The organism is Stenotrophomonas sp. CS3K5 (assembly GCF_059515225.1).
On record NZ_JCAKRX010000005.1, the window covers coordinates 22,772 to 47,977 of the forward strand.

The following is a 25,206-nucleotide window of genomic DNA, read 5'->3' on the forward strand; positions in this document are numbered from 1 at the left end:
AGGACCTAAGTCACAGGGGCAACCGGGCCGGTGGTTATCAGGCCATCACCGGCGGTCATCAGCAGGCCTCGCAGGGCTGCTGATAATGGAGATCCCTGGCCACGAACCGAGCCCATGACCGTCCACCGCGACTTCGACCATCTCTGGCGCGACCGCTGCGATACGTCCAGCCAGCGCGCGCCGCGCGTGCTGATCCGGGTGTTCGTGGCCCCCGGTGAGCTGGAGCGCAGCGTGGCCTTCTACGAACAGTTGCAGGGCCTGGTGGCCGACGCTGGATTCCCGTTTCCCGACGCCGGGCTGCGCCTGGCGATGGTCGGTGCGTTCCTGCTGATCGAAGGCAGCGCGGCGGCGCTGGCACCGTTCACCTCGACCACCGGCACACTGCTGGTCGACGATGTTCGGCCCTATCACGACAAGCTGGTCGCGGCCGGCGCCGAAATCATCTTCCCGCTGCAGGTAGTGCCGACCGGCGCGGCGTTCAACGCCGTGCACCCGGATGGCACGGTGGTCGAATACGTGCATCACCGGCCGGATCCGCACGGGCGGTGAGGTGACGGCCGGGCGGCGCCCGGCACCCGCAGAGGCAACGGCCAAAGCAACAGCAGAAGCAAAAGCTGGGCTCCTGTGGGTAGGCGGGGTGGGTCCGGTTGCGGGGGACGCCGTAAATCCATCCATGGAGGCTCGGTCGCGCCATCCATGGCGCTCACGCCCCCGCAACCGGACCCACCCCGCCTTCGACAATTCCCCGCACGGCCTGCTGTAGAGCCGAGCCCATGCTCGGCTGCTTTTCGTTCAACTCTCGGAATATTCGATTTCGATGGAGATTCATCCACGCATGGCGTGGATCTACAATCCCGCCATGTCCTCCCCCGCCCTGCCCTGGAATGGCACGCTGCTGCTGGATGCCCACGTGGCCGTGTTGCAGGGTCATGCCGGCGGCAGCGCTGCACATGCGCACTACGCCCATCAACTGCTGTTGAGTGAGGACGCGCCCTGGCAGGTCGAAATCGACGGTGTGCGTCAGCAGGGCCAGCGGCTGTGGCTGCCCTCGTTCCAGCCGCACGCGATCCTGTCGGCGCCGCAAACGGGTTGCACAGTGTTTCTCGAACCGGCGCATGCCGACCTTGAACAGATCCAGCAGCATCTGCACACGCTGCCCGGTACCGCGGCGCAACTGCACGACTGGTTGCCGGGACTGAGCCGCGCACAGCCACTCGACCGCCGGGTGCAGGCGGCGCTTGCCCGCATCAGCCAGCACCTGCCGGGCCCGGTGCCGGCCGCCGATATCGCCGAGGCGGCGCATCTGTCGACCAGCCAGCTGCACCGGCGTTTCCAGTCCGATCTGGCGGTGACCCTGCGCGGCTGGGTGCTGTGGCAGCGCCTGCGCATCGCGCTGGCACATCACCTGCGCGGGCACAGCCTCACCGACAGTGCGCATGCGGCCGGCTTCGCCGACCTGGCCCATCTGTCGCGCAGCCTGCGCCGCATGTTCGGCATCGGTGCGGCACAGCTGCAGGGCCTGCAGCTGCACGCGGCCTGACACGCTCGATCACTCCCGCCTGTGCAGGCCTTCGGGTAGTTCCGGCACGTCACCCTGCGGCAGCTCGCGGAACGGCGCCAGCAGCTGCCCCGGATAATCGCGCGGGTAGTCCGGCTGGCTGCCGATGCCGAGGTCCTGCTGCCGCAGCCGATAGCCCGGCGCATCGAAGGCGGTCCCCAGCAGATGATCCCAGACGGTCAGGAACAGGCCGAAATTGACGTCGCCAGCAGTGCCGTAGCGCATGTGGTGGAAGCGATGCAGTGGCGCCCACGCCATCACCCGGCCCAGCACGCCGGGGCGCATATCCACGTTGGAGTGCTGCAGCAACAGCTGGATGGCGATGGCAAACGCCAGCACTGCCGCCACCGGCATCGGCAGGCCCAGCACCAGCAATGGCAGCACGCCTCCCACCGCCTCGGCCGCCTGATGCAGCGGGTGCTTCATCAGGCCGTTGAAGCCGTACATGCGGGTGACGCTGTGATGCACGGCATGCAGCCGCCACAACCAGCCGATGCGATGGCTGGCGTAGTGCACCAAGGTGATGCCGAGATCGGCGGCGATGATGGCAACCAGTACCTGCAACGCGAACGGCCACTGTACCGGCCACACCTGCCACGGAATGACCGCCGCCAGCAACGGCACCGCGGCGATCGACAGCAGGTTCAGCCCTTCATTGACCAGTGCATGCAGGGTGTCGCGCACGCTGTCCCCATGATCGTGGTTGAACGCCGGATCATACGGCCAGGCCCGTTCGGCGCCGAACGAGAGCGCGATGGCCAGCGCCAGCAGGGCCAGCAGCCATAGCGGGTCGCCGTGATGGTGGCCGACCCAGGCAATGGCAACGGCGACGAAACCAAGCAGGAACAACGGGGCATACAGGCGGAGCATCCAGTGCTTCATGGGCAACCCGGAAAGTGAGGGGCCTGCATGCTGGCCTGGCGTGTGGCTTGCTGGCTTGAACAAACGGCGCAAGCGCGTGCCGCAGGTGGATGCGGAGATTGGTCAGCACCGTGTTTCCTGCATCCACGCATGGCGTGGATCTACAATGAAGCCCTCATCGCGTCCGGGGCCGGCATGGATTCCTTCAACCTGATGCGCGCCTTCCGCCGCATCGTCGAACGTGGCGGACTCGCCCGCGCCGCCGAAGACCTGGGCCTTTCGCCAGCCGGGCTGAGCAAGCAGCTGCGTACGCTGGAAAGCCACCTGGGTGTAGTGCTGCTGCAGCGGACCACGCGGCGCATGAGCCTGACCGAAACCGGCCACGCCTATTACCGCGAATGCTGCCGCCTGCTCGACGAGCTGGACGCGCTGGAACGCGGCATCGCCGAACAGCGCGGCGAGGTCGGCGGGCGCCTGCGGGTGAACGCGCCGCAGTCGTTCGCGCTGAGCACGTTGTCGCCGCTGCTGCCGCGCTTCCTGCAGCAGCATCCGCAGCTGTCACTGGATCTGCTGATGGAAGACCGATTGATCGATGCCGTCGGTGAAGGCTTCGATGTCTCCCTGCGCATCCGTGCCGAACTGGACGATTCGCGGCTGGTGGCACGCCGCCTGGCGTCGCTGCAGCAGGTGCTGTGCGCGGCACCGTCCTACCTGCAGCAGCACCCCGCGCCGCACACGGTGGATGATCTGCAGGCGCACAGCGTGCTGGCCTACAGCCTGTCCGACTCGCCCGGCAGCTGGCCACTGCTCGGCCCCGATGGCCAGGTCTCGATCACCCTGCCGGCGCGCGTCACCGTCAACAACAGCCTGCTGCTGCGCGACCTGCTGGTGGCCGGCATGGGCATCGGCGCCCTGCCCTCGTTCCTGGCCGCACCGGCGCTGGCCCGCGGCGAACTGCAGCAGGTGCTGCCCGACCATCGCTATCCGCCACGCTTCGTGCATGCGGTCTACCCCACCTCGCGCCACCTGCAGCCCAAGGTGCGCGCCTTCATCGATTTCCTGCACGCCGAGCTGCCCGGCTGCGCCGGCCTGGATTCGTAACTCCCAGCGAAAACTGAGCTGCCCGTGGCGTGCTGTTTCGGCCACGCCGCACTGCCTAATCTGCCGCCTCCTCCTTCACCGATGGCAGGCAGATGTCTTCCGCTCCTTCCCCCGCCACCGCAGCGCCGGTGGTCGATTTCTTCCACGACGTGGTCTGCGGCTGGTGCTTCGTGCTGGCCCCGCGCCTGCAGCATGTCTCGGCCGAACTCGGCATCCAGGTGCGCCACCGCAGCTTCGTGCTGCAGGACTCGCGCGCCCGGATGATCGAGGTGTTCGGCTCGATGGCGCGTGCCAAGGCGACCATCCTGCGCCACTGGACCGACTGCGCCGCACATGAAGACACCGCGCGCATCGATATCGAAGGCATGCGCGCACAGGACTTCGAGTATCCCTCCGGCTGGCTGGGCGCACTGGCCTGCCAGGCCGCCGGGCTGATCGGCGGCAACGATGCCCATGGCGCGATGTTCGACGCGGTGCAGTGGGCGCACCTGCACCAGCACCGCAACATCGGCGATGCCGACGTGCTGCTGGACATCGCCGAATCGCTGGGCCATCGGCGCGGCACCTTCGCCGATGCGATGGGCAGCGACGCCGTACGCCAGCGCGTGCAGGCCGATCGTGCCGAAGCCGCGGCCCTCGGCATCCACTCCATTCCCACCGTGATCGGCGGCAACGGCCTGCGCCTGCAGACCCTGCCACTGCCACACCTGCGCCAGGCCCTGGCGCACCTGGTCGCGGCCTGAGCCGCACCGCCCCCCACCCCACAAGGAGATTCCCCATGACCCCACGTACCCTGGCCACCGCACTGGCCCTGCTGCTGGCCGGCACCGCCGCTTCCACCACGGTGTCCGCGCACGAACGCGTTCCCTCCGGCCAGCAGGTCGGCACCAGCCCCTGGGGGCCGAAGGACGAGATCGGCCGCCTCAACCTGATCACCGACGCCTCGCGCGCGGCCATCCTGTCGCGGGTCAGCGGCGGCAAGGCCTATGACCTGGCCACCGAGTACTACGTCGGCATGCCCAGCTGGCAGGACGCCGGCGATCCGCACTACCAGTTCTGGATGACCCACACCCCGCGCGGCACGGTGATGGATGATCCGATGGGCGTGGGCCAGACCATGAACCTCACCCGCAGCTACACCGGTACCGCGTTCTCGATGTACAGCCACACCGGCACCCACATCGATGCGTTGAACCACTTCGGCATCCACGGGAAGATCTGGAACGGCTTCGAGGCCGACAAGCATCTGGGCGACCGTGGCTGGAAGGTCACCGGCATCGAGAAATTCCCGCCGCTGATCGCCCGTGGCGTGCTGATCGACGTGGCCGGCGCCAAGGGCGTGGACATGCTGCCGGACAGCTACCGCGTCACCCGCCAGGACCTGAAGGATGCGCTGGCACGGCAGAAGGTGACGCTGCAGCAGGGCGACGTGGTGCTGATCCGCACCGGCCGCATGCGCCTGTTCGAGCAGCCCAAAGCGTACATGGCCAACCCGCCGGGCATGGGCCTGGACGCGGCGCGCTTCCTGGTCGAAGACAGCGGCGCGATGATCGTCGGCGCCGACAACCTCAGCTTCGAGACCTTCCCGTCGGAGGTATCCGATGACTATGTGCCGCTGCACACCTACCTGCTGGCCCAGCAGGGTGCGCCGATCATCGAACTGGTGGCGCTGGACGAACTGGCCCGTGACAAGGTCTACGAATTCGCCTTCATCGGCGGCCCGTTGAAGATCCGCGGCGGCGATGCCGCACCGTTGCGACCGGTGGCGTTGCCGGTGCGCCCGTAACCGGGGCCTGTGGGTGCCGACCTTGGTCGGCACTCCTTTACCCCTTCAGCAACCTGAAACCCACCCCGCCGATTCCATTAGTAATTCTACTTACAACCGAGTAGCATGTCCGGTCTCAGCCCCTGATACGCGCCTGTCGATACTCGCTCCATGCCCGCCGTTTCCGCCCATCTCTGCCGCTTCCAGCCTGCCCGGCGCCTCCCCTGGAGGACCGGCTGATGGGCGCCGTCGTCGCCCTCGACCGGCTGCTGGATGGCCGCCAGCTGTGGCGTGGCCCGGCCCGCCACGGGCCGGCCAGCGACCATCTGGCCAGCGGCCACCCGGCCCTGGACGCGCGCCTGCCCGGTGGCGGCTGGCCGGCCAGCGGGCTGTGCGAGGTGCTGCAGGCCGCGCCCGGCGTGGGCGAACTGGCTCTGGTCTGGCCGGCGCTGGCAAAGCTGAGCCAGCGCGACCGCCCGATCGTGCTGATCGCCCCGCCCTATCGCCCGCATGCGCCGGCCTGGGCCGCCGCCGGGCTGGAGCTGGCCCAGCTGCAGATCATCCAGGCCACACCGAAGCAGGCGCTGTGGGCGGCCGAACAATGCCTGCGCTCTGCCGCCTGTGCGGCGGTGCTGTGCTGGCCGCAGCAGGCCGACGACCGCGCCCTGCGCCGCCTGCAGGTGGCCGCCGACAGCGGCCAGTGCCTGGGCTTCGTGTTCCGCGAAGCACGTGCGGCGCGCAACCCCTCCCCGGCCAGCCTGCGCCTGCAGCTCGAACATGGCCAGGTGCGGGTGCTGAAGTGTCGCGGCGGATTGCCGCCGGCACAGCCACTGCCGCTGGCCATCGCGCACTGAGGCCGCGCCATGCACTGGGCCTGCCTGTTGTTGCCGCAGCTGGCGCTGGACAGCGTGCTGCGCCTGCAGCCGGACCCGCAGCGGCCGCTGGTGCTGCTGCAGGGGCCGGCCCAGCGCCGCGTGCTGCGCGCGGTCAGTCCGGCCGCGCGCGCGGTGGGCCTGCGCCCGGGCATGCTGCTCTCGGCCGCGCAGGTGCTGGTGCAGGACCTGCATCTGCACGATTACGACCCCAACGCCGAACAGCACACCCGGCAGCTGCTGGCCAGCTGGGCCTACGCTTACAGTTCGCAGGTCAGCCTCGATTTCCCGCATGCGCTGGTACTGGAGATCGGTGCCAGCCGCGCCCTGTTCGGCGACTGGCCCGCCATCGAACAGCGCCTGCGCAACGAACTGCATGAACTCGGCTTCCGCCATCGCCTGGTGGCCGCGCCCAACCCGCATGCCGCGCGCGTGCTGGCCAATGTGCATGACGGCCTTGGCATCAATGCACAACAGTTGCCGGCAGTACTGGCGCAGCTGCCGCTGCCACGCTGCGGTCTGCCCGGCGATGCGGTGACCGTGCTCGGCCGCTCCGGCTTGCGCACGCTGGGGGCGGTGCTCGACCTGCCACGCGACAGCCTGGCCCGGCGCTTCGCCCCCGAGGTACTGCAGCAGCTGGACGCATTGCGGGGCCTGCCCACCGCGCCGCTGCGCTACTACCAGCCACCGGACCGTTTCGATGCACGCATCGAATTCGAATACGAGATCGAATCCAGCCAGGCCCTGCTGTTCCCGCTGCGCCGCCTTCTGCTGGACCTGGCTGCCTTCCTGTGCTCGCGCGATGGCGGCGTGCAACGCTTCGACCTGCATTTCGAGCACGACCTGCTGCCGGCCAGTGTGCTGACCATCGGCCTGCTGGCACCCGAGCGCGATGCTGCGCTGCTGTTCGAGATCGCGCGCAACCGCATGGAAGCCTTCACCTTGCCGGCGGGCAGCCGCGCGCTGCGCCTGCAGGCCGAGCAGTTGCCGCCCTTCGTACCGGCCTCACGCGATCTGTTTGACACCCGGCCAGCGCAGGCGATGCCCTGGAACCAGCTGCGCGAACGCCTGCGCGCACGGCTGGGCGATGATGCAGTGCAGCCGCTGGCGGTACAGGCCGACCATCGACCCGAGCGCGCCAGTGGGACCCAGCCACCGGTCAAGCCGCCCGCGTGTTGGCCGCTGCGCCCCGGTTGGCTGCTGGAGACGCCGCAGCCCCTGCGCGACCCACGCCTGCGCATCGTCGCCGGGCCGGAGCGGATCGAGTCGGGCTGGTGGGACCAGGCCGATGCACGGCGCGACTACTACGTGGTGGAAACCGCGCACGGCCAGCGCGGCTGGGCGTTCCGTATGCGTAACGATCCACATGCACCGTGGATGCTGCACGGCTGGTTCGGCTGAGCCGCGATGCACAGCGGACTGCCCGGCTACGCCGAACTGCACTGCCTGTCGGCCTTCAGTTTCCAGCGTGGCGCCTCGATCGCCGAAGAGCTGTTCGCACGCGCGGCCGGCCAGGGCTACCGCGCCCTGGCGATCACCGACGAGTGCTCGCTGGCCGGCATCGTGCGCGCCTGGCAGGCGGCGAAGACGCATGGCGTGGCATTGATCGTCGGTGCCGAGTTCCAGCTCGAGGACGGGCCGAAGCTGGCCCTGCTGTGCACCGACCAGGCCGCCTATGCCGGGCTGTGCCAGTTGATCACCACCTGCCGGCGGCGGGCCGGCAAAGGTGAATACCGCTGCCTGCGTGACGACCTGCATGGCCTGCCCGACGGCCTGCTATGCCTGTGGCTGGACCGGCACCCGGCCGTCACCGACCTGGAGCTGCTGCGCAATGCCTTCAACAATCGCCTGTGGCTGGCGGTGGAGCTGCACCACGAGCACGACGATGCGCGCCGCCTGCAGCAACTGCAGGCGTTCGGTGAACGCCATCGCCTGCCGCTGGTGGCCAGTGGCGATGTGCACATGCATGTACGCCGCCGCCGCGCCCTGCAGGACACGCTGACCGCGATCCGCCACCGTTGCAGCGTGGCCGAAGCCGGCTGGCGCCTGTTCCCCAACGGCGAGCGCCACCTGCGTCCACGCACAGCGCTGGCCCAGTTGTACCCGCCCGAACTGCTGGCCGAGACCCTGCGCATCGCCGAGCGGTGCCACTTCACGCTGGAGCAGCTGCAGTACACCTATCCGCGTGAGCTGGTGCCCGAAGGGCATGATCCGGACAGCTGGCTGCGGGTGCTGGTCGAGCGCGGCATCCCGTGGCGCTGGAAAGACGGCATCAAACCGGCACAACGTACGCAGATCGAGCACGAACTGGCGCTGATCAAGCAGAAGAACTACGCCTCCTACTTCCTCACCGTGCAGGACATCGTGCGTTTCGCGCGCAGCCAGGACATCCTCTGCCAGGGCCGTGGTTCGGCGGCCAACTCGGCGGTGTGCTTCGTGCTGGGCGTGACCGAGATCGACCCAGCGCGCAGCAACCTGTTGTTCGAGCGTTTCATTTCCGCCGAGCGCGACGAGCCGCCGGATATCGACATCGATTTCGAGCACGAGCGCCGCGAAGAAGTGCTGCAGTACGTGTTCAAGCGCTATGGCCGTGAACGCGCCGCATTGACGGCGGTGGCGATCAGCTACCGTGGCCGCAGCGCGATCCGCGACGTGGCCCGTGCGCTCGGCCTGCCGATGGACCAGGTCAACGAACTGGGCGCGGCGATGGACCACTGGGGTGGCCATGTACCGCTGCCGGAGACCCTGCGCGAGCGCGGCTTCGATCCGGATACGCCGTTGATGCAGCGCCTGCTGGCACTGACGGCCGAGCTGATCGACTTCCCACGCCACCTGTCACAGCACCCGGGCGGCTTCGTGATTTCCGAGCATCCGCTGTCGACCCTGGTGCCAGTCGAGAACGCGGCGATGGCCGACCGCACCGTCATCCAGTGGGACAAGGATGACCTGGATGCCACCGGCCTGATGAAGGTCGACTGCCTGGCACTGGGCATGCTCACCGCCATCCGCAAATGCCTGGCGATGCTGCAGCAGCACGGCCTGCACAGCGGTCGCATGGATGCGATCCCGGACGATGACACCCCGACCTACGACATGATCAGTGCCGCCGATACCATCGGTGTGTTCCAGATCGAGTCGCGTGCGCAGATGGCGATGCTGCCACGCATGCAGCCGCGTACCTTCTACGACCTGGTGATCGAAGTGGCGATCGTGCGCCCCGGCCCGATCCAGGGCGACATGGTGCATCCCTATCTGGAGCGGCGCCGGCTGCTGCGCGAGCAGGGCCCGCAGGCGCTGGACAACCTGGAGGAGCCCTTGTATCCGCCGCAGCTGGAACGCGTGTTCGCGCGTACCCTGGGCGTGCCGCTGTTCCAGGAACAGGTGATGCAGCTGGCGGTGGATGCGGCCGGCTACACCCCCGGCGAGGCCGATGCACTACGCCGCTCGATGGCGGCCTGGAAGCGCCGCGGCGGGTTGGAGCCGCATCGCGAGAAGTTGCTGGCCGGCATGTTGAGCAACGGCTTCAGCCGCGAATACGGCGAGCATCTGTTTGAACAGATCAAGGGCTTCGGCGATTACGGCTTCCCGGAAAGCCACGCCGCCAGTTTTGCCCTGCTCACCTATGCCAGCTGCTGGCTGAAGTGCCATCACCCGGCCGCGTTCACCGCCAGCCTGATCAACAGCCAGCCGTTGGGGTTCTACAGCCCCGATCAACTGCTGCAGGACGCGCGCCGGCATGGCATCGGCGTGCTGCCGGTGGACGTGCGCCACAGCGACTGGGATTGCACCCTGGACTTCAGCAAGGGCGCGGCGGCGATCCGGCTCGGGCTGCGCCTGATTGACGGCTGCAGCGAACCGGCCGTGCAGGCCATCGTGCGCGAGCGCGCGCGACGTCCATTCGACGATGTCGGCGACCTGTGCCAGCGCACCGCACTGGACCGCCGCCAGCAGGGCCTGCTGGCCGATGCTGGTGCGCTGCGCGGGCTCAGTGGCCATCGCCATCGTGCGCGCTGGGACATCTCCGGCGTGGAGAACCGGCTGCCGCTGTTCGACCAGGCCCGTGCCACGGCCGAAGCCCGTGTGCCGCTGCCACTGCCCAGCGCCTGGGAGGACATGCAGGCCGATTACCGCAGCACCGGCACCACGCTGGGTCGCCATCCGATCTCGTTCCTGCGTGCGCAGCTGCGCAGCCGTGGCTGCCTGGATGCCGCGCAGCTGGCCGGGCACGGCCACGGCCGCCGCGTGCGCATTGCCGGCCTGGTGCGCATGCGCCAGCGCCCGCAGACCGCCAGCGGCGTCACCTTCCTCACCCTTGAGGACGAGACCGGCATGGTCAACGCCGTGGTCTGGCGGCACCTGGCCGATCGCCAGCACCGGGTGCTGGTCGATACCCAGCTGATGCAGATCGACGGCCGCCTGGAGCGTGTTGATGGCGTGCAGCATGTCATCGTGCAGCGCATGCACTGCCTGGATGAACTGCTGCAGGGCCTGCGCAGCCACAGCCGCGATTTCCACTGAATCGAACAGCAGTCGACTCACAGTCGACTCTACCCGGCCGGCTCTACCCATCGCCTTTTGCATCCGCTATCGTCGGCACATCCAAGGAAGGACGACCCGATGCCCCGTGCGCTGCTGCTGACCACCCTGGGGTTCTCGACCCTTGCCCTGCTCGTTTCCGGCTGGACTGCCTGGAACCTGCACCGCAGCCAATCACCACAGCGCATCATCGAGGCACGCGGCCTGGTCATCCACGATGGCAACGGCCAACCGCGCGTGATCCTCGGTGCACCGGTTCCCGATCCGCTCAGCCAGGGGCGCCCACAAGGGCCGCGCGCCACGGCGCTCTCCGGGCTGATCCTGCTCGGCCCGGATGGCTCCGAGCGCGGTGGCTACGGCACCAGCGACCGCGGCGGCGAAGCCGTGTTGACCCTGGACGATGCCAGCGGCACCACCGAAGTCTTCAAGGTCGTCGCCAATCCGGACCGGGGCGCCAGCCTGATGGTCAAGCACCAGAACAACACCGGCGCCATGCTCACCTCCTGGCAGGGCAAGCCGGAGCTGATGTTCGTCGATGACAGCGGCCAGTCCTACTACGTCCGCCCCGGTGCCAACGCCGCGCCCTGATCACCGCACGCCGTAGCGTCGAGCTTGCTCGACGTTGCTTCACCTTTGTAGAGCCGAGCCATGGCCGGCTGCTGTTGGTGGAAGCCGTCGAGCATGGCTCGACGCTACATGACGGGCCGTCGAGCAAGCTCGACGCTACGAACCGCACACCGCCGCCAGATCATCGGCCAGCTGCCGCAGCTGCGTCGCGCCCAGTGCTGCGCAGGTAATGCGCAGGCCATGCCCCGGCGCAGCCACTGCGAACACCTCGCCCGCGCGCACATGCCAGCCACGCGAGGCCAGCGCCAGTACCTGCCGATGGCTGTCGGCCGGCAACGGTAGCCACAGGTTCAAGCCTTCCATCGGCTGCGGCGTCGCCACGCCGCGTGCCCGCAGCAGCTCCTGCAGCAACTGCAGGCGTTGCTGATAGCGCTCACCCGCAGAAACGATCCTGGCCCGCTGTGCGGGAGAGGCCAGTACCGAGATGGCCGCGTCCTGCAGCAGATGACTGACCCAACCGGTGCCGGACGCCAACCGCAACCGCAACCGCATCGCGGTCTCGTCATCACAGGCCAGCCAGGCCAGCCGCAGGTCCGGGCCCAGTGGTTTGGACAGCGAGCGCAGCAATGCCCAACGGCGGCCATCCAGTGGCAGCACCGAGTGATAGGCCTGCTGCGAGAGCAGTGCGTAATGATCGTCGATCAACACCGCCACCTGCGGGTAGGCCGCCAGCACCTGGCGCAGCGCCCGTGCCCGTTTCGCATCCAGGCTGGCCCCGGTCGGGTTGTGCGCACGCGGGGTCAGCAGCACCGCACGCGCGCCGGCCTCCAGTGCCTGGCGCAGCGACTCCACCTGCATGCCGTTCGCATCCACCGCCACCGGCAACGGCGCATGCCCGGCAGCGTTGAACACGTTGAGACTGCCGAGGAAGCAGGGATCCTCCACCGCGATCCGGTCGCACGGCAGCAGCCACGCCGCCAGCAGGCGCTCGATGCCATCGACCGCACCATGGGTCAGTTCCAGCGCATAGCCGCCGGGGCAGTCCGCATCCAGCGAGGCCCGCGCCAGCGACTGCAGCCGTGGGTCGACTGTACCCACGCCATACAGCCGCGGCGCAGCCGGAGCCAGCCGCAGAGGCGGCAGCAGGCGTGGATCCGGATTGCCACCGGCCAGGTCATGCAGGGCCAATCCCGGTGGGGTGCCCTCGCGCGCCATCGTCGGCGGCAGGCCGCGCACCACCGTGCCGCGGCGGCCACCGGTGCTGGCCAGACCGGCCGCATCCAGCCGCTTGTAGGCGGCGGCCACGGTGTTGCGGTTCACCCCCAGCTGTTCGGCCAGCTCGCGCACCGGTGGCAGCACGCTGCCAGCAGGCAACCGGCCCTTGCCGATGCCATCTCGGATGCTGTCGAAGATCGACTCGGCGCTATGCCCAGTGATTTTCATTTTGTCCTATGCCAAAATAATTCTTGTCCTGTGCCAGTGTATCCCACCCTGGCCCCTGCATTGGAGGTGCCCACATGCCCCTTGCCGCCGCAGACTGGCCCGTCGCCCAGTCTGTCGAACAGATCGCCGCCAACCTGGTCACGGTGCGCCAACGCATCGCCGATGCCTGCGCCCGCGTCGGCCGCGACCCGGCCGGCGTCCGCCTGCTGCCGGTCAGCAAGACCGTCGATGACGCCCGTATCCGCATGGCGGTGGCCGCCGGCTGCCACGAACTGGGCGAGAACAAGGTGCAGGAGGCACAGCGCAAGGCCGAGGCCATGGCCGACCTCGGCGTGCACTGGTCGGTGATCGGCCACCTGCAGACCAACAAGGCGCGCTACGTGGCACGCTTCGCCAGCGAATTCCAGGCCCTGGACAGCCTGCGTGTAGCCGAGGCGCTGCAACAGCGCCTGCAGCTGGAGGATCGCACGCTGGATGTGTTCGTACAGGTCAATACCTCGGCCGAACCGAGCAAGTACGGCCTGGAGCCCGCTGCTGTCGAGGCATTCGTGCAGCAGCTGCCGAGCTTCGACCGCCTGCGAGTACGTGGCCTGATGACCCTGGCCATCTTCAGCCCCGACGTCGAGCGCGTGCGCGCCTGCTTCGTGCGCCTGCGCGAACTGCGCGACCAAGTGCAGCGCACCACGCCTGCCGGCCTCGACCTGTCGCAGCTGTCGATGGGCATGTCCGGTGACTTCGAAGTGGCCATCGAGGAAGGCGCGACCGTGGTCCGTGTCGGCCAGGCCATCTTCGGCGCCCGCGCTACCCCGGACAGCTTCTACTGGCCGAACAACGGAGCCGAGGCATGAAGCACGCGGTCGTCCTGCAACACGTTGCCTTCGAGGATCTTGGCACCCTGCAACCGCTGCTGTTGGCACAGGGCTGGCAGCTGCAGGTGCTGCAGGCTGGTGTAGATGCACTCGATCCAGCCGAAGCGGCTGACCTGCTGGTGGTGCTGGGGGGGCCGATCAGCGTCAACGATGTTGATCTTTACCCGTTCCTCGACGACAGCATCGCGCTGCTGCAACGACGGCTGCTACAGCAGCGGCCGACCCTGGGCATCTGCCTGGGTGCGCAGCTGATGGCACGCGCGCTGGGCGCACAGGTTGCACCCAGCGGCGGCAAGGAAATCGGCTTTTCGCCGCTGCTGCTCACCGATGAGGGTCAGCGTTCACCACTGCTGGCGCTACAGGGCATTCCGGTACTGCATTGGCATGGCGAGGTATTCGAGCTTCCGGCAGGTGCGCGCCGGTTGGCCAGCACGCCGGCCTGCCGCCACCAGGCCTTTGCCATCGGTCACCATGCCCTGGCCCTGCAGTGCCATCCCGAACTGGACGCGCGCCAGTTCGAGCGCTGGTTGATCGGGCACACCCTGGAGCTGGCCCAGGCCGGCATCGACCCCAACGACCTGCGCGCACAGGCACGCCGCTATGGCGCGCCGCTGGCGGCAGCGGCCACCGCGATGTTCAGCCAATGGTTGCAGGAACTATCGGAGACAGCCCGATGAACTACCGATTGCAGATCCACCGCAATGGCGCCTACTGGGGCCACTTCGACTGCAGCGGCCCCGATGCCCAGCAGCACATGGACAGCATCGCCGCACAGCTGCCCGCCGATCAGGGCTACCAGCTGCAACGGCAGAAAGGCATCGGCGAAGAGCGCATCCTGTCCAGCAACGCCGACGGCCTGCGCGTGCTGGCGGTGCAGATCCAGTACCGCAATCTCTGACCCGATGGCGGTCGTGCCGGCCGCTGGCCGGCAACGCTGCGCTCCCCTATCGCATCTAAGCCGACGGCGTGCGTCTGGAACGCCTGGTGTCTTCCCTGCAGGGCGATCACCGCCTGCTGTGCCTGTGCCTGGCCACCCGGCATCCCGATGGTTTCCTGCGACAACGTGCGGTCGAGGCAACGGGGCAGGCGTCAGCACCGTGGGTGCTGGCGTTCCATCTGGCGCTGCTCAACGAGTATGTCGAGGAGATCGCTCTGGCAATCAACCATCATGCCCGCCAGATCGGCCTGACCGCTTACGCGCGCATTGACCGACGCCGCAGCGCACCGGCGCCATCATAGATGCAAATGATTCTCTTTTGCTGTAAGGTGCAGCCGCTGCCCTTGCCGCCGCGGGCTGTTTCCCCTCCCAGTTGTTGCCCGCCCCGTGTCCACGCCTGTCGAACAGACGGATGTCGCGCAGCTGTGCGCGGCCCATTACCGGCCGCTGCATGCCCATGTCCGCCACAAACTCCCGCAACGCTGCGACGCCGATGACGTCGTCCAGGAAACCTGGCTGCGCTTCCTGAAGGTCGCTGCCAGCGGTCTGCTGGGCAATGGCCGCGCCTACCTGTATCGCGTTGCCCACAATCTGATTGCCGACCATTACCGCCAACGGCAGCGTCGCCGAGAAGCACCGCTGGAGGATGCGCACATGCTGGCCCTGGTCGATCCGGCACCGCAGCCCGAACAGCACCTGCTCGACACCGAACAGTTGCGCCACCTCGATGCGATCATCGCCGCGCTGCCACCACGCTCGCGCCAGGTGTTCCTGCTGGCCCGGGTGGAACAGCTGGGGCTGGCTGAAATCGGCCGCCAGCTCGGCATCAGCCGGCAGACCGCACACGGTCATCTGCTGCGTGCGCTGGTCACCCTGCAGCGGGTGCCCGGTGCATGAACCAGGAGACGATCGCACGCGAAGCCGCGCGCTGGTGGCTGGATGGCCACGACGGGGCCCGCGACGAACCCGCGTTCGAGCAGTGGCTGCAGGCCGATCCACGCCACGCCGCGCAGTATCTGCACCTGCAGCAGCTGTGGCAGGCCGGCGCAGCCCTGCCCAGCCTGCAACGCCAGCAACAGCGCCATCAGCGCCGCCGTCTGCGCGAGGCCGGCATCGCAGTCCTGCTGCTGTGCACACTCGGGCTGTACAGCCGCCATGCCTCGCCACCGCCTGCACAGGTGCTGCGTACCGCCGCCGGTGAGATCCGTGACGAACGGCTGCCAGATGGCACGCGGGTCTGGTTGTCGCCGGGCAGCGAAGTGCATGTCCGCATCGATGCGCAGCGCCGGCAGCTGCAGCTGCAACACGGCCAGGCCGGCTTCGAGGTAGCTGCCGATGCGGCCCGCCCATTCCAGGTGCACACGCCGCAGGGCACGGTGACCGCACTGGGGACCGCGTTCGACCTGGCCGTGCTGGACAACAGCAGCCGGGTCACGGTCACCGAGCATCGCGTCCGCGTGGACAGTGGCAACGGCCACACCGTGGTTGCCGAGGGAGAACAACTGCGCTTCGACAGGGTCGATCAGGGCATGACCGTGCCCGCCGATCCGGGTGCATTGGCCTGGCGCGGGCGGCGCCTGCACTGGGTCTCCACACCGCTGGACGAGGTCGTCCAGGACCTTGATCGCTGGCATGGAGGCCACACCTGGATCGTCGGCGCGCGCCTGCGTCAGCAGCCGGTCACGCTGCTTGGCAGCACCGCAGGCGCCGCCCACAGCCGCGACCAGCTGGCGGCGCAGCTGCATGTGCGCGTGCTGCGCCTTGGCGGCAATCTGCAGGTCTGGCTGCCCCCGCGCACGGGGCGACGCGATGCACCCTGACATCGGCTCTGCTCACGCGTCTACCCGGGATGACGACGCTCTGCGTCAACCCCTGGAGCCCCCGATGCTGTGCCACCGCCCCCTTGTCCTCGCCCTGTCGCTGGCCTGCGCCAGCGCGTTCCCGACGCTGCCCGCCCACGCGCAGGCACAGACAGAATCGCGTCATTACGATGTCCCCGCCCAGCCGCTGGCCAGCGCGCTGGACGCTTACAGCCGGTTGAGCGGCGTCGACCTGGTGATTGGCGCGGCGCTGCCTGCCGGCCACACCGCACCCGCACTGCAAGGCGACTTCGACGATGCCCAGGCATTGTCGCGCCTGCTGCACGGCAGTGGCCTGCGCCCGCGTTTCATCGATGCACGCCGCGCCACGCTGGAGCCGGCACCGGCCGAATCCGATGACGGCAGCCGTCGCACCGGCCCGCTGCGTGTGCAGGGCAACGACGCGCTCGGCTATGTTCCCGGCGCCGGTGCCAGCCAGTACGTCCCTGCCACCGACGATGGTTTCGCACCGATTGTCGGCAGCGAACGCGTGGCCATGGCCGAACGCCAGGAGGGCAACAGCCTGCTGCGCTCGATGCCCGGCACGCACAGCTTCCATTCGCGCAGCCAGCCTGGGCTGCAGGTCAACATCCGGGGCATGACCGGCGCGGGTCGGGTCAACACCATGATCGATGGGGTCACCCAGACCTTCCGCAACAACGCCGGGCATGGCTCCGGTGGTCCGTTCGCCTATGTCGATCCGTTCCTGCTCGCCGGTGTGGACGTGCAGCGTGGTGCGGTTGCCGGCGGTGATGGCGCCGGTACGCTGGCCGGCAGTGCAAACTTCCGCACGCTGGACATCGACGATCTGCTCGGCGAGGGCCGTGACTGGGGCCTGCGCGCCGGCTACCGCCAGGGCAACAATGGCTACGGCAATGGCCGCACCTTCGCCGGTGCCTGGCGCCACAGCGAAGAAGGTGGCGATCGCCAGTTCGGCCTGCTGGCTGCCGCAAGCAGCAGCCGCAGCAGCGAATACGCCACCGCCCATGGACAGAAGAACAACGCCGATCCGGGCAGCCAGCAGCCCAGCAGCTGGTTGCTGAAAGCGCGCCTGCAACCCAGCGACCAGCATCGGCTCGACCTGAGCCACATGCGCTACGCAAACGACTTCTACCACAACTATCCGTGGCAGATTTCCGCTCGCAACCAGCGCGCCAGTTACCACTACACACCCTACACGCCGTGGATCGACCTGCGTGCGACCTTCGCCAGCAACAAGACCCGGCTGTTCTATCCGCCAGTGGAGGATTCAAACTACATCGGCCGCCGCACCCACAGCAGCCTCAGCAGCTGGACGCTCGACAACACCAGCCGCTTCGATATCGGCGACCTGCAGGCGCGCTGGAACACCGGCATCAAGCACCAGTCGGACATCTACGTGGCCGACACCCCTATCCTGCGCGGCGCCAACCCACAGGGCCGCAGCCAGCTGGACAGCGTGTTCAGCACCCTGGAACTGCAGTACGACATCTACGCGCTGACCGCTGGCCTGCGCCAGGATCGCTATCGCATCGGCGGCCATATTCCGGTGTGTTCCGATGTGCCGGGCCAATGCACGCAGATCAATGGCGGCGGCATCGACGTGCGCCGCAGCGAGCGCGCACTCAGCCCCAGCCTGGCGCTCTCACTGCAGGCCACCGACTGGCTGCAGTTGTTCGCTGAAGTCTCGCGCACCTCACGGCCGCCGCGCGTGCAGGAGATGTTCTTCGAGAAGATCCCGCTGGAGGACGCCAGCGTCGCCGACGGTATCGGTGCCAATCCGTTCCTGCGCCGCGAGCGCTCACGCAACCTGCAGTTCGGTGCCAACCTCAGCACCGGTTCGCTGCTGGTCGATGGTGACCTGGCGCAGCTGCGCATCACCCGCTTCGACAACCGCATCCGCGACTACATCAAGCCGCAGTACCTGTTGATCGTGCATCCGCCTGAAGTGGAGCCGTTGGTGGTGCCGATCGACAGCGATCCGCAGCTCAATGCCTGGACCGATGTGCTGGATGCGGACGACTTCACTGCCACGACCCGCTGGATGAACCATTCCGGTGTGGTGCGCATGCACGGCGTCGAGCTGGAAGCGCACTACGCCAGCGAGCACTACCACGCCACCCTCAGCTGGACCCGCTCGCGCACCAGCGCGCCAGCCATCGAATTCGTCAACCTGGAAGACATCACTGCCCTGCCCGACCGCTACTGGACCCTGGACGTGGGCGGTCGCTGGTGGCAGCAGCGCGTGCAGGCCAGCCTGCGCGCCGAGTACTCCGGCCCGACCGAAGAAGGCTACGACTTCTTCCAGACCCGCAAAACCGGCGGCACCGGTGTGCTGCTGGACTTCTACGCCAGCTTCAAGCCGCAGGCCAATACCACGCTGTGGCTGAACATCGAAAACCTGCAGAACAAGTCCTATGACAACAATGCCTCGATCGACAGCATCTTCAGCCCAATCCTGGATCGCGGCAACGGCCGTGGCCGCACCGTCTCGATGGGCGTCAATGTGGCGTTCTAGCCGTCGCTGGCTGCCGCTGTGCCTGCTCGCGCTGACCGCCCTGGCCAGCGCGCAGCCGATGCCTGGCACGGTGATCGATCTGGCCAGCGGCCAGCCCCTGGACGAAGCCACGTTCGTGCAGCGCGCCGCCGGCGCGCAGCGCCTGCTGCTGGGCGAGCGTCACGACATGGCGGGCGATCACGCCGCCCAGCGCTGGCTGCTGTTGGCACTGCAGCGCGAGCGCGCACAGGGCGCGCTGGTGATGGAGATGATCGCCAGCGAGCGTCAGCCACGCCTGCAACGCGTGCAGCGCTGGCTGGGCAAGGGCAACCAGGCCGACAGCGCGCGATTGCAGGAACTGCTGGACTGGGATCCGCGCTGGCCGTGGAGCGCCTACGGCGCCGTGGTGGAGGCCGCGACCCATGCAGGAACTGCGCTGCATGGCGCCAACCTGTCACGCGGAGAGGTCAACACGCTGCTGGCCTCCCCCGGAGCCGTGCAGTTCCCGGGGGCCACCGCAAGACAACGCCTGTCCGCCGTGGTGCTGGCCCAGCACGCGGACGCAGCTCCGATGCTGGACGGCATGCTGGCCGTTCAGCACGCGCGGGATACACGCATGGCGCAGGTACTGGCCAGCGCACCGGCACCGGCGCTGCTGATTGCCGGCCGCTGGCATGTGCTGCGCGGTACCGGAGTGCCAGGCTACCTGCCGCCGGCCGTCCCCGCCCTGGTGATTGCCCTCGCCTCGCCCGGTGAAGTGATCGATGCCGCTGACGCCGATCTGCTGTGGGTGACCGGCGATGAGTGAGCGCGGTCAACACTGGCAGGCCATGGCGATCACCATCGGCCTGCACCTGCTGCCCTTGTTGCTGCTGGTGCACTGGGTAACGGCGCCTCCGGCGCTGCCGCCACCGGAGCAGGATGTACGCATCAGCCTGCGTCTGCTGGCACCGTCCACGCCGCCGCAGCCGGTGGAAGAGCGCCAGGCCGATACGCCCAGCCAGGCGCAGCAGGCGCGCGCGTCGCAGCCGACGAAATCGCCTCCGCCGCCCACGCCCACCGCCGCGCGCGAGGGTGAACTGGCGGCCAGCGAAACCGGTGGCCGTGGCAGGCAGCCGCTGCCGATCGCCCCGCCAGCGGCCGTGACCGATGCAAGTCCCGCACCGGCATCGATCACGGCCGCGCCGCCCGCTCCAGACGCGCCACCGGCGGACCTCCAGGCCGGCGCCGCCAGCGACCAGTGGGAAGCCCGCCTGATGGCGCGGCTGGAGCGTTATCGCTACTATCCCGCCGCCGCACGCTCGCGACGCCAGCAGGGCACTGCCTGGGTCAGGGCCAGCATCGACCGCGAAGGTCGCCTGCTGGCACTGCGGCTGGAGCAGCCCAGTGGCCAGCCGATGCTGGATGACGCAGCGTTGCAGACCTTCCGCCGCGCGCAGCCGCTGCCGCCCATTCCCGCCGAGCTGAAGGCACCGCAGGAACTGGTGGTACCCGTGGAGTACTACCTGCGCTAGGCGGTCTGGAACTGCGGGGCAGTCTGTGACCTCAACCCGGGTTGAGGTCAAATACATCCGGCGCAACAGAGCAGTACGCAATGCGCAACGATCGCCCCGTCCGTAGCGCCGAGCTTGCTCGGCTGCTCCATGGGATCGGCAGCCGAGCGTGGGCTCGGCTCTACAGGCAGGCAGAAGGCAACCACGCGGGTGCCGTCGAGCAAGCTCGACGCTACGTCCACGCCGGGTCGGCAGTGAAATCGATGGTCAGCCAGAACGTGCTGCCACGGGCATCCAGGCGTACCGCGATCTCATCGCGCATCGCATCAACCTCGCCCACCGAACCCAGTGGCGTCGCCGGGTCGGCCAACACGTGGATCTCGATGAACCGCATGCGCCCCATCTTCGCCACATGGCTGGTGAAGCCGGCGTAGCCGCGTTCGGCCACGAATGCCTGCATCACCTGCTGCACGCGCCGGTCCAGATCGTCGGGCGCCACCTGCAGCACCTCGCGCATCGCCTTCCAGGCACTGCGCGCCGGCACCGGCAGCACCGCCAGGCTGATCAGCGCCAGCACGATCGAATCCAGGTATGGCACCCAGTGGTGCCAGTCGCCACCGTGCAGGGCCAGCGCCAGCACGAACGCCAGCACCACCGCCAGGCTCATCAGGCCACCCAGCAGCCAGCCACGCACGTCCAGCCACAACAGCGCCGAGCGCAGGCGCCGGGCACGCTGCGCGACGAACGCAGCCATCGCCAGGTTGCTGGCACTCAGCAGTGCCGCCCACCACAGTGCGGGCCCGAATTTCACCTCGTGCCCGCCAGTGGTCAAACCAATTACCGCGTTGGCCAGCGCATACACGCAGGCCAGCGACAGGATCACGCCGCCCAGCGCCTCCACCATCGGCTCCAGATGCCAGTAGCCGTACTGGAAGCGCGGGCTCTGCTCCCGCGCCACCAGCCGCAGCACCGACAACGACACCAGGGTCAGCGCCACGTCGACCAGGCTGTACACGCCATCGAACAGGATGGCCTGCGATCCCACCAGCAGGCCACCGCTGAAGCCGACCGCGCTGACCGCGATGGTGACCCCGATGGAGAACTTCAGGATGCGTTGCTCGCGCGCGGTCTCCATCGTCCGCCGAAGGGCCGACCGTTGCCGGTCAGGCCTTCAGCACCTCCACCCGGTACGAGGTCACATCGCCGTCCTGCTCGATGATCAGCCCGTGCACGTCCGATTCGAAGCCTGGGAAGCGCGCGTTCTGCTCGCGGGCGATGCGCAGCGACTGGATGATCGGTTCGTCGCTGTCGCCGAACCGCTCACCCGGCATGATGGTCGGGATGCCCGGCGGGTACGGCACCAGCATGGTCGCCGCCACGCGGCCGCTGAGCTGCTCGATGTCGACCCGTTCGATCTCGCCCTTCACCAGGTGGTTGTACGCATCGGCCGGGGTCATCACCGGTGTCGGCAGGTCCACGTACATCTCGCGCATCACCTTGGCCACCGAGAATTCCTGGTTGAACGCATGCAGTGCGTCGCACAGGTCGCGCAGGCCCCAGCCGGCGTAGGCGTTCGGATACTCGGCCGCCAGCGACGGCAGTGCCTGGCTCAGCGGTGCGTTGCGATCGTACAGTTCCTTGAAGGCCATCAGCTCGGTCACCAGGGTGCTCCACTTGCCCTTGGTGATGCCCATCGAGAACAGGAACAGCACCGAGTACAGGTTGGTCTTCTCCACGGTGATGCCACGGCCCCACAGGAACTTGCTCAGCACCGCCGCCGGAATGCCCAGCTTGCCCATGCTGCCGTCCATCGACAGGCCTGGGGTCAGCAGGGTCACCTTGATCGGGTCGATCAGCACATAGTCGTCCACCAGCCCATCGAAGCCGTGCCAGTGTGCATCCGGCTGCAGGTACCATTCCTCGCGCTTGGCCACCAGCGGTGCCGGCGTATCACCCTTGTCCAGGCTGCGCTCGACCTTTGTGGGCTGCCACACGCTGAACCACCAGTCATCGCGCCCCAGGTCATCGCGCACGTGCAGCATCGCGCGACGGAAGGCGATCGCCTCGTCATGCATTTCCTGCACCAGCGAACGGCCGGCCTCGCCTTCCATCATCTTCGAGGCCACGTCGCAGGCGGCGATCACGCCGTAATGCGGGCTGGTGGAGGTGTGCATCATGAACGATTCGTTGAAACGCTCGGCATCCAGGTTGCGCTGCGCCGAGTTGCGCACGTGGATCATCGAGGCCTGCGAGAAGGCGGCCAGCAGCTTGTGTGTGGAATGGGTGGTGAAGATGATCGCATCCTGCTCACGCGGCTTGCCCTTGGCCATGCCGTAGTGGTTCTCGTAGAACGGATGGAACGCGGCGTAGGCGTACCATGCTTCGTCGAAATGCAGGAAATCGACTGCGCTGCCGATCTCGTCGGCGATCTTCTCGGCGTTGTAGCACAGCCCGTCGTAGGTCGAGTTGGTGACCACTGCAATGCGCGGCTTGGAGCCGGCCTGATAGGCCTTGCTGGCCAGCGGGTTGGCAGCGATGCGCTGCTGCAGCGACTCCGGCGTGAACTGGTCCAGGCTGATCGGGCCGATGATACCGTGCGCATTGCGGCTAGGGGTGAAGTACACCGGCACTGCACCGGTCATGATCAGCGCATGCAGCAGCGACTTGTGGCAGTTGCGGTCGACGAACACCACGTCGCCACGCGCCACCGTGCCATGCCAGACGATCTTGTTGGCGGTGGAGGTGCCGTTGGTGACGAAGAAGGTATGGTCAGCGCCGAAGTTGCGCGCCGCCTCTTCCTCGGCGTCCTTGATCGGGCCGGTGTGATCCAGCAGCGACCCCAGCTCCGGCACCGAGATCGACAGATCGCTGCGCAGCGTGTTCTCACCATAGAACTGGTGGAACGCGCGGCCCACTGGCGACTTGGTGAACGCCACGCCGCCGGCGTGCCCCGGCGTGTGCCAGGAATAGTTCGACTCGGCCGCATGATGGATCAGCGCCTTGAAGAACGGCGGCAGCAGGTTCTTCATGTAGTCTTCGGCCGCACGCATCACCTGCCGCGAGATGAAGCTCTTGGTGTCTTCGAACAGGAAGATGAAGCCGTGGATGTACTTGAGCAGCTTGCTCGGCACCTTCTCGATGGTACGGCGTTCACCGTACAGGAACACCGGCAGGTTGGCGCGGCGTGCGCTCTGCTCGCGCAGGAAGGCGGTCAGGCGCTGGAACTCGCCGTCCACCTCTTCGCTGCCATCGATCGAGATCAGCACCGCCGAGGCCGCTACGTAGGTACGGGCACCGGCGCGAGCATCATCCAGATTCAGGCCGCACAGTACGCGCTGATCGTTGCTGCGCAGCTCCTCCACCAGGGCACGGATCAGGATGCCACCGATGCGCGGTGACTCGTAGTCGTTGTCGATGACAATGACCGGATAGTCCAGGGACTTGAAATACACGTTGATTCTCCTTGTCTAACTCAGGAACGCTGGGCACTGGCGGTGATGGCCGAGGCCTCGCGGGCGCGCTGCCGCTGCTGGCGGCGCTCCTCGCTGAAGAAGGGATAGAACACGGTGATGAACAGCACGAACAGGAAGGCGTACTGCACGATGGTTCCCGACGAGCCGTAGATCGCCCACAGGCAGTACACGACGGTCAGGCTGGTCAGCGTCCAGAACGCGCCGGTATGGATGATGGTGTGCGAGCGTTCGACCACGAAGTAGCAGGCCACGCACGAGTAGATGTACGGCAGCAGGGTCAGCACCACCGCTGCCGAGGTGATCACGTCGAACTGCGCCGACGCGGTTTCCGAGGTGGAGGTGACCAGCACGGCAAGGGTCATCAGCACCGCCACGATCAGCACGCCCTTGACCGGCACGTCGTCCTTGTTGGTCTTGCTGAAGATGCTCGGGAACAGGCCGTCGTCGGAGGCGGCCTTGGCGCTCTGTGCGGTCAGCAGGATCCAGCCACCCAGCGAGCCGGCCGCACCGATGAAGGCACACAGGCTGACCAGCGCCCCGCCCCAGCCACCCACCGCCTTGGCTGCGGCCAGCGCGAAAGGCGCATCAGAGGTCTGCAGTTCGCCGTTGGGTACCATGCCCATGATCACCGACGAGCTGGCGATGTAGGCCACCGCCGCCAGGAACACACCGGCCAGCGTCGCGCGGGCCACGTTCTTTTCCGGGTTCTCGACCACACCGGCGGTCACCGAGGCTGATTCAACGCCGATGAACGCCCACAGGGTCAGCGCCGCCGCGCTGGAAATCGCCCCGAAGTTGGACTCACCGGACACGTTGTAGGCGCCCTTGAAGATGTCGGCGTCGAAGAAGAACCAGCCGAAGATGGCGATGCCCAGGATCGGCACCAGCGCGAAACTGGTGGTGACCGTCTGCACGCGGCTGACGAAGGCTGGGCCGATCATGTTGGCAAAGCTCAGCGCCCACACCAGCACCAGCACCGCGATGCAGCGCACCAGCGGCTCGGACAGGATCGGGAAGAAGTAACTGAAGTAGCCCACCGCTGCGATCGGAATGGCAACGTTGCCGATCCAGTTGGCGAACCAGTAGATGGTATTGGTCTGGAAGCCCATGTACGGCCCGAACCAGTCACGCGCATAGGCATAGGGGCCGCCTGCCTTGGGTGCCAGCTTGCCGAGCTTGGCAAACACGAAGGCCAGCAGCAGTGCTCCGGCGGTGGTGATCAGCCAGCCCCAGATCGAGGCGGTACCGATCTTGGCCAGGCTGGACGGCAACAGGAACACACCGGAACCCATCATGTTGCCGGCGACGAGGAAGGTGGCTCCGACCACCCCGATTTTCTTTGCTTCTGCCATGACAATCTCCTGTACTGGCATGAGCCCGGTACGGCCGGGCGTGG

23 protein-coding genes are annotated in these 25,206 nt (G+C 67.7%); 18 read left to right on the top strand and 5 right to left on the bottom strand.

Features of this window, described 5'->3' with window-relative positions:
- Positions 1-114 precede the first annotated feature (114 nt).
- Complete coding sequence (locus AC5YGJ_RS09080; RefSeq protein ID WP_496186325.1) at positions 115-549, top strand: VOC family protein; 435 nt, start codon at positions 115-117, stop codon at positions 547-549.
- A 286-nt stretch (positions 550-835) separates the two neighbouring features.
- Entirely contained in the window at positions 836-1,540 is a 705-nt protein-coding gene (locus AC5YGJ_RS09085) for a helix-turn-helix domain-containing protein (RefSeq protein ID WP_496186326.1), read from the top strand.
- Positions 1,541-1,549: 9 nt separating this feature from the next.
- On the opposite strand, the gene AC5YGJ_RS09090 is transcribed toward AC5YGJ_RS09085, so the two are convergent.
- On the bottom strand, positions 1,550-2,428 hold the full coding sequence (locus AC5YGJ_RS09090; RefSeq protein ID WP_249843691.1) for a sterol desaturase family protein: 879 nt from the start codon (positions 2,426-2,428) through the stop codon (positions 1,550-1,552).
- Positions 2,429-2,569: 141 nt separating this feature from the next.
- On the opposite strand from AC5YGJ_RS09090, the gene AC5YGJ_RS09095 reads away from it, so the two are divergent.
- From AC5YGJ_RS09095 to AC5YGJ_RS09125, 7 genes are all read left to right on the top strand, one after another.
- On the top strand, positions 2,570-3,520 hold the full coding sequence (locus tag AC5YGJ_RS09095) for a LysR family transcriptional regulator (RefSeq protein WP_409460160.1): 951 nt from the start codon (positions 2,570-2,572) through the stop codon (positions 3,518-3,520).
- Positions 3,521-3,612: 92 nt separating this feature from the next.
- Positions 3,613-4,263: a DsbA family oxidoreductase gene (locus AC5YGJ_RS09100; protein ID WP_249843689.1), complete on the top strand. Its 651-nt coding sequence runs from the start codon at positions 3,613-3,615 to the stop codon at positions 4,261-4,263.
- 35 nt (positions 4,264-4,298) lie between these two features.
- Complete coding sequence (locus AC5YGJ_RS09105; protein ID WP_409460162.1) at positions 4,299-5,306, top strand: cyclase family protein; 1,008 nt, start codon at positions 4,299-4,301, stop codon at positions 5,304-5,306.
- A 218-nt stretch (positions 5,307-5,524) separates the two neighbouring features.
- Positions 5,525-6,139 (top strand): translesion DNA synthesis-associated protein ImuA, encoded by a 615-nt coding sequence (gene imuA, locus AC5YGJ_RS09110; protein ID WP_249843687.1) that lies wholly within the window; start codon positions 5,525-5,527, stop codon positions 6,137-6,139.
- Between the two features lie 9 nt (positions 6,140-6,148).
- Positions 6,149-7,558 carry a Y-family DNA polymerase gene (locus AC5YGJ_RS09115; RefSeq protein WP_496186327.1) on the top strand — a complete coding sequence of 470 codons (1,410 nt, stop codon included), beginning with the start codon at positions 6,149-6,151 and terminating at the stop codon, positions 7,556-7,558.
- Positions 7,559-7,564: 6 nt separating this feature from the next.
- Positions 7,565-10,675, top strand: coding sequence for an error-prone DNA polymerase (locus tag AC5YGJ_RS09120; protein WP_409460164.1), 3,111 nt, complete (start codon positions 7,565-7,567; stop codon positions 10,673-10,675).
- A gap of 99 nt (positions 10,676-10,774) precedes the next feature.
- Positions 10,775-11,281 (top strand): hypothetical protein, encoded by a 507-nt coding sequence (locus tag AC5YGJ_RS09125; RefSeq protein ID WP_309339765.1) that lies wholly within the window; start codon positions 10,775-10,777, stop codon positions 11,279-11,281.
- A 135-nt stretch (positions 11,282-11,416) separates the two neighbouring features.
- Here AC5YGJ_RS09125 and ptsJ read toward each other — a convergent pair whose 3' ends face one another.
- Positions 11,417-12,703: a MocR-like B6 salvage transcription factor PtsJ gene (gene ptsJ, locus AC5YGJ_RS09130; protein ID WP_496186328.1), complete on the bottom strand. Its 1,287-nt coding sequence runs from the start codon at positions 12,701-12,703 to the stop codon at positions 11,417-11,419.
- Between the two features lie 74 nt (positions 12,704-12,777).
- Here ptsJ and AC5YGJ_RS09135 point away from each other — a divergent pair, with 74 nt between their 5' ends.
- From AC5YGJ_RS09135 to AC5YGJ_RS09175, 9 genes are all read left to right on the top strand, one after another.
- Positions 12,778-13,551 carry a YggS family pyridoxal phosphate-dependent enzyme gene (locus tag AC5YGJ_RS09135; protein WP_249843683.1) on the top strand — a complete coding sequence of 258 codons (774 nt, stop codon included), beginning with the start codon at positions 12,778-12,780 and terminating at the stop codon, positions 13,549-13,551.
- Positions 13,548-14,249, top strand: a complete 702-nt coding sequence (locus AC5YGJ_RS09140; protein ID WP_409460167.1) for a glutamine amidotransferase — start codon at positions 13,548-13,550, stop codon at positions 14,247-14,249. Before AC5YGJ_RS09135 ends, AC5YGJ_RS09140 begins: the two co-directional genes overlap by 4 nt.
- Entirely contained in the window at positions 14,246-14,470 is a 225-nt protein-coding gene (locus AC5YGJ_RS09145; protein WP_249843681.1) for a hypothetical protein, read from the top strand. Before AC5YGJ_RS09140 ends, AC5YGJ_RS09145 begins: the two co-directional genes overlap by 4 nt.
- An 86-nt stretch (positions 14,471-14,556) precedes the next feature.
- Positions 14,557-14,811, top strand: a complete 255-nt coding sequence (locus AC5YGJ_RS09150; protein ID WP_496186329.1) for a hypothetical protein — start codon at positions 14,557-14,559, stop codon at positions 14,809-14,811.
- A gap of 85 nt (positions 14,812-14,896) precedes the next feature.
- Positions 14,897-15,406: an RNA polymerase sigma factor gene (locus AC5YGJ_RS09155; protein ID WP_496186330.1), complete on the top strand. Its 510-nt coding sequence runs from the start codon at positions 14,897-14,899 to the stop codon at positions 15,404-15,406.
- On the top strand, positions 15,403-16,329 hold the full coding sequence (locus AC5YGJ_RS09160; protein ID WP_496186331.1) for a FecR family protein: 927 nt from the start codon (positions 15,403-15,405) through the stop codon (positions 16,327-16,329). The genes AC5YGJ_RS09155 and AC5YGJ_RS09160 overlap by 4 nt, the downstream gene beginning before the upstream one ends.
- A gap of 64 nt (positions 16,330-16,393) precedes the next feature.
- Positions 16,394-18,865, top strand: a complete 2,472-nt coding sequence (locus AC5YGJ_RS09165) for a TonB-dependent receptor (RefSeq protein WP_496186332.1) — start codon at positions 16,394-16,396, stop codon at positions 18,863-18,865.
- Positions 18,852-19,652: a ChaN family lipoprotein gene (locus AC5YGJ_RS09170; protein ID WP_496186333.1), complete on the top strand. Its 801-nt coding sequence runs from the start codon at positions 18,852-18,854 to the stop codon at positions 19,650-19,652. Before AC5YGJ_RS09165 ends, AC5YGJ_RS09170 begins: the two co-directional genes overlap by 14 nt.
- Entirely contained in the window at positions 19,645-20,358 is a 714-nt protein-coding gene (locus tag AC5YGJ_RS09175; RefSeq protein ID WP_496186334.1) for an energy transducer TonB family protein, read from the top strand. The genes AC5YGJ_RS09170 and AC5YGJ_RS09175 overlap by 8 nt, the downstream gene beginning before the upstream one ends.
- Positions 20,359-20,569: 211 nt before the next feature.
- Here AC5YGJ_RS09175 and AC5YGJ_RS09180 read toward each other — a convergent pair whose 3' ends face one another.
- From AC5YGJ_RS09180 to adiC, 3 genes are read right to left on the bottom strand one after another with little or no spacing between them, the layout of a single operon-like run.
- Positions 20,570-21,472 (bottom strand): cation diffusion facilitator family transporter, encoded by a 903-nt coding sequence (locus AC5YGJ_RS09180; RefSeq protein ID WP_249843674.1) that lies wholly within the window; start codon positions 21,470-21,472, stop codon positions 20,570-20,572.
- A 28-nt stretch (positions 21,473-21,500) separates the two neighbouring features.
- Positions 21,501-23,789, bottom strand: a complete 2,289-nt coding sequence (locus AC5YGJ_RS09185; protein ID WP_496186335.1) for an Orn/Lys/Arg family decarboxylase — start codon at positions 23,787-23,789, stop codon at positions 21,501-21,503.
- A gap of 20 nt (positions 23,790-23,809) precedes the next feature.
- On the bottom strand, positions 23,810-25,162 hold the full coding sequence (gene adiC, locus AC5YGJ_RS09190) for an arginine/agmatine antiporter (protein WP_107233177.1): 1,353 nt from the start codon (positions 25,160-25,162) through the stop codon (positions 23,810-23,812).
- Between the last annotated feature and the right edge of the window lie 44 nt (positions 25,163-25,206).